The sequence below is a fragment of the Longimicrobium sp. genome, from assembly GCF_036387355.1.
Lineage (GTDB): Bacteria > Gemmatimonadota > Gemmatimonadetes > Longimicrobiales > Longimicrobiaceae > Longimicrobium.
Map to the genome: position 1 here is coordinate 1 of NZ_DASVTX010000019.1, position 4,617 is coordinate 4,617.

A 4,617-nucleotide genomic window follows, 5' to 3' on the forward strand; every position below is an offset into this window, starting at 1 on the left:
CCTCGGCGCCGGGGTGTCATTCTGAAGGAGCGTGCGCCGCGCTTTCCCCGGCACCGCGTTCATGCGCGACTGAAGAATCCCGGACCGAAAACGTCCGCCGCACCGCGGGCCGGCGTGGCGTGCTCCAGCCTCTCCCGCGGCACCCGCAGCGTCCGAGCGCGGCGCGCAACCGGGCGTGCATGGGATGCGGTGGCGCGGGATTCTTCGGTCGGCGCCAGAGGGTGGTGTGACGGACAGTACGGCGCGGCGCCTCGCTCAGAATGACACACGAAGTCCGAGGCGGGTGAGGAATCCCGGTGCGGCTGAGGTGGCGGATCCGGTGCGCCTGATCCAGTTCGCGCGGCCCGCGCGATCCGCCCCCGCAGCGGCACCTCCGCGCCACCGGTGTCCTGCCGCCCACCTCGGCGTTGCGGCGTCATTCTGAAGGAGCGTGCGCCGCGCTTTCCCCGGTGCCGCGCTCATGCGCGACTGAAGAATCCCGGACCGAAACGTCCGCCGCGCCGCGGTCCGGCGTGGCGCGCTCCAGCCTCTCCCGCCGCACCCGCAGCGTCCGAGCGCGGCGCGCAACCGGGCGTGCATCGAAGCGGTAGCTCAGAATGACAAAGCCGCTGCGATGTGATCGTTCAGAAGCACCAGGCCGACTTCGCGGCGAACGCGGCGCGGACGAAACTCTTGACGGCGTGAACGGGTGTCAGTACACTAGCACGTGCTAATGCACTGACACCTGTCTCCAGAGAAACCCGTCATGCGCGCGATTCCCTGCATCCTTCTCACGGCGGCGCTGCTCGGCGGCGCTTTCAGGCCCGCGGGGCTGGCGGCCTCACCGGCGCGGCCCGTCATCCACGACGCCCGCTGGATGATGGAGGGGACCTGGACGGCGTCCCCGCGCGACGACGGGCGCATTCAGCTCAACCTGAGTTATGAGCAGTCCAACTGGGGGCAGGGATACGCGCTGGCCGACCTGCGCGGCCTCTCCCCGGAGCAGATGCGGGGCGCGCAGGCCGTTCCCGTGCGGTTCCGCATCGAGCGCGAAGCCGGCTCGTTCCACATGGAAGGATTCTTTCGCGAGGGGCGCGGCTCGGGGCACTTCCGCTACACGGGCAACCCGGAGTTCGCCTCCACGCTGCGGCGGCTGGGCGTGCAGGGCGTGGACGAAATGAGGGAGCGCGACGGGATGGCGCTCGCCCTCTCCGGCGCCTCCGCCGCGACCCTCCGCGAATTCCGCGGCCTGGGGCTGCATCCGCTCTCCGTCCGCGATGTGGTGCAGATGTCCATTCACGACGTCACGCCGCAGTACGCGCGGTCGCTGCGCTCGCTGGGGCTGGAGGGGACGAACACCGTGCGCGGCCTGGTGGAGATGCGCATCCACCGGGTGAGCGTGGAGTACGTGCGGCAGATGGAGGCGCTGGGCTACCGCGGCCTTTCCACCCGCCAGCTGCTGCAGATGTCCATCCACGGCGTAAACCCGCGGCAGGTGGCCGAACTGCGCGAACTCGGATTCCGCGACCTGACGGCGCAGGACCTGGTGGACCTGCGCATTCACGACGTGGGGCCGCGGTACATCCGCGAAATGCGCGCGGCGGGCGTTACGGAAACCACGCCGCGCGGGCTGGTGGAGCTCAAGATCCACCAGATCACCCCGGGCTACATCCGCGCCCTCGCCGAGCTGGGCTACCGCGGCCTGTCGCGCCGCCAGCTGCTGCAGATGGGAATCCACGGCGTCACTCCCGAGTACATCCGCGAAATGCGGGCGACCGGCGTGCGCGACCTGAGCGCCGAAGCGCTGGTGCGCATGCGCATCCACGGCGTTCGCGCCGGGCGCCGCGCCGGCTGACCGGCATGCGCGCAAAGAAAGTTCGCGCCGGTTCCAACCCTGCGGCCCCGGCGCGCGTCCAAGCTGCTGATCCCGCACGATTGCCGTTCCGCGGCTCCGCTTCCCGAACCCTTCTGCCATCCGTGATGCCTGCATGATCGCCTCTGTCCTCGTACTGACTGCCGCGGCAGTGCTGCAGGTTCCCGGCGACACGGCGCGCGTGGTGGGCGCGCACCGGGTCGCCGCCGGCGAGCAGGCCCCCGTGATCGACGGGCGCCTGGACGACGCCGTGTGGGCGGCGGCCCCGGTCGCGGGCGACTTTACCCAGCAGCGCCCCAACACGGGGCAGCCGGCCTCGCAGCGCACCGAGGCGCGGGTGGCGTACGACGCCGAGGCCGTGTACGTGGCCATCCGCGCGTTTGACACGGCGCCGGACTCCATCACCTCGCAGCTGGGGCGGCGCGACGCCACCGGGCTCATCAGCGACTGGGTGCACGTCGTCTTTGACAGCTACCACGACAAGCGCACGGGATTCCGCTTCGCCGTGACGCCCCGCGGCGTAAAGCGCGACGTGTTCCACTACGACGACGGGCCGGAAGACGGCACGTGGGACGCCGTGTGGACGGTGGAAACGCGGCAGGACTCGGCGGGGTGGACGGCGGAGTTCCGCATCCCCTTCAGCCAGCTGCGCTTTCGCTCCGGCACGGAGTCGCAGGCGTGGGGATTCAACGTGATCCGCGACCTGGCGCGAAAGGAGGAGCGGTCGTACTGGTCGCCCATGCCGCCCAACCAGTCCGGCTTCGCCTCGCGCTTCGGCACGCTGACGGGAATGTCGGGGCTCACCAGCCCGCGGCGGCTGGAGGTGCTTCCGTACACGGTGGCGCGGGTGACGCGCGACGGCCGCGTGTCGAACAGCGATCCCTTCCGCTCGCCCACGGATCCGTCGTTTTCCGCCGGCGCGGACGTCAAGTACGGCGTCACCAGCAACCTTACGCTCACGGCCACCTTCAACCCCGACTTCGGGCAGGTGGAGGCCGATCCCAGCCAGGTGAACCTGACGGCGTTCGAGCAGTTCTTTTCGGAGCGGCGCCCGTTCTTTGTGGAAGGGGTGGACGTCTTTCAGTTCGGCCTGGGCGGGGGGGAGGCGCTGTTCTACCCGCGCCGCATCGGGCGCACGCCGCAGGGCGGCATCAGCGGGCAGACGCGCTTTGTGGACGCGCCGGAAACCAGCACCATCCTGGGCGCCGCCAAACTCACGGGGCGCACCCCGGGCGGGTGGACCATCGGCGTGCTGAACGCGGTGACGGCGGAGGAAAAGACGCGCTTCGTGACGGTGGACGATGACGGGATCGAGCAGACCGTCACCGAGCCGATGACCAACTACGCGGTGGCCCGCGTGCGCCGCGACCTGCGCCGGGGGCAGACCTCCATCGGCGCCATTGCCACCACCGTGCATCGGCGGCTGGGCGGCCACGACAACCTGTCGTTCCTTCCCGGCTCGGCGTACGCGGGCGGGCTGGACTGGCGCCACCGCTTTCTGAACGGCGCCTGGCAGTTCAACGGCTTCTTTCTGCAGAGCAGCGTGCGCGGCGACACGCTGGCCATCCAGCGCCTGCAGCGCAGCCCCAGCCGCCTGTTCCACCGCCCGGACGCGGACTACGTGGAGTACGACCCCACGCGCACGGCGCTCAATGGCTCGGGCGGGCTCATCGCCATCAACAAGATCGCGGGGACGTGGCAGACCGGCTCGGGGCTGGTTTACCGCTCGCCCGGGTTCGAGGTGAACGACGCGGGGTTCCTGACGGGCGCCGACCGGCTGGCCTGGGACGCCTACGTGGGCTACAACCGCTACCAGCCGCGCGGGCCGTTCCGCAGCTACAACGCGTACTGGAGCAACGTGGCGGGGTTCACCACGGGCGGCGACCGCACCAGCTTCAGCAGCAACGTGAACGGCAGCTTCACGCTCAAGAACCTGTGGACCGGCTACTGGGGCCTCCTGCACGGCATCTCGGGCCTCTCGGTTTCGCAGCTGCGCGGCGGGCCGGCCCTGGTGACGCCGGCCGCGTGGGAGGCGTGGGGCGGGTTCAGCAGCGACCGCCGCAAGCCGGTGGCCGTGGGCCTGGACCTCACGGGGCGGGTGGAGAACGGCACGGACGGCTCCAACGCCACCATCTCCCCGTTCGTGATCATCCGCCCGTCCAGCCGGTTCGACCTGCAGCTGCAGCCGCGTCTGGCGCTGAACAACGCGGCCTGGCAGTACGTGTCTACCCGCTCGGACCGCAACGCGGGGAACGCGGCGGAGTACGTGTTCGCGCGGCTGGACCAGACCACGACCAGCCTCACCGCTCGCCTCAACTACATCTTTACCCCCACGCTGTCGCTGCAGTACTACGCGCAGCCTTTCATCAGCGCGGGCGACTACGGCGGCTTCATGGAGGTGGAGGACTCGCGCGCCCGGCGCTTCGGCGACCGCTTCCGCACGCTGGGCGCGTCGGAGATCCGCGAGTGCGCCAACAGCGACGGCAGCGTGTACTTCGGCGTGCGGCCGCAGAACGCGGGGTGCGGCGACGCGGCCGGCTTCGGCTACCGCATCAGCAATCCCGACTTCAACATCCGCCGCTTCAACAGCAACGCCGTGGTGCGGTGGGAGTACCGCCCGGGGAGCACGCTGTTCGTGGTGTGGAGCCAGGGGCGCTCGGAGTTCGTGACGGACGGGCGCTTTCAGTTCCGCAACAACACCTCGGACCTGTTCCGCGCGCCGGGAACCAACGTGCTGCTGATCAAGATGAGCTACTGGCTGGACA

2 protein-coding genes are annotated in these 4,617 nt (G+C 70.2%); both read left to right on the plus strand.

Annotation, left to right across the window (positions count from 1 at the left end; translation table 11 throughout):
* The first annotated feature begins 745 nt into the window (after nt 1-745).
* Complete coding sequence (locus tag VF665_RS01045; protein WP_331051541.1) at nt 746-1,834, plus strand: hypothetical protein; 1,089 nt, start codon at nt 746-748, stop codon at nt 1,832-1,834.
* 133 nt (nt 1,835-1,967) lie between these two features.
* A partial coding sequence (locus VF665_RS01050) for a DUF5916 domain-containing protein (protein ID WP_331051542.1) occupies nt 1,968-4,617 on the plus strand: 2,650 nt, incomplete at its 3' end.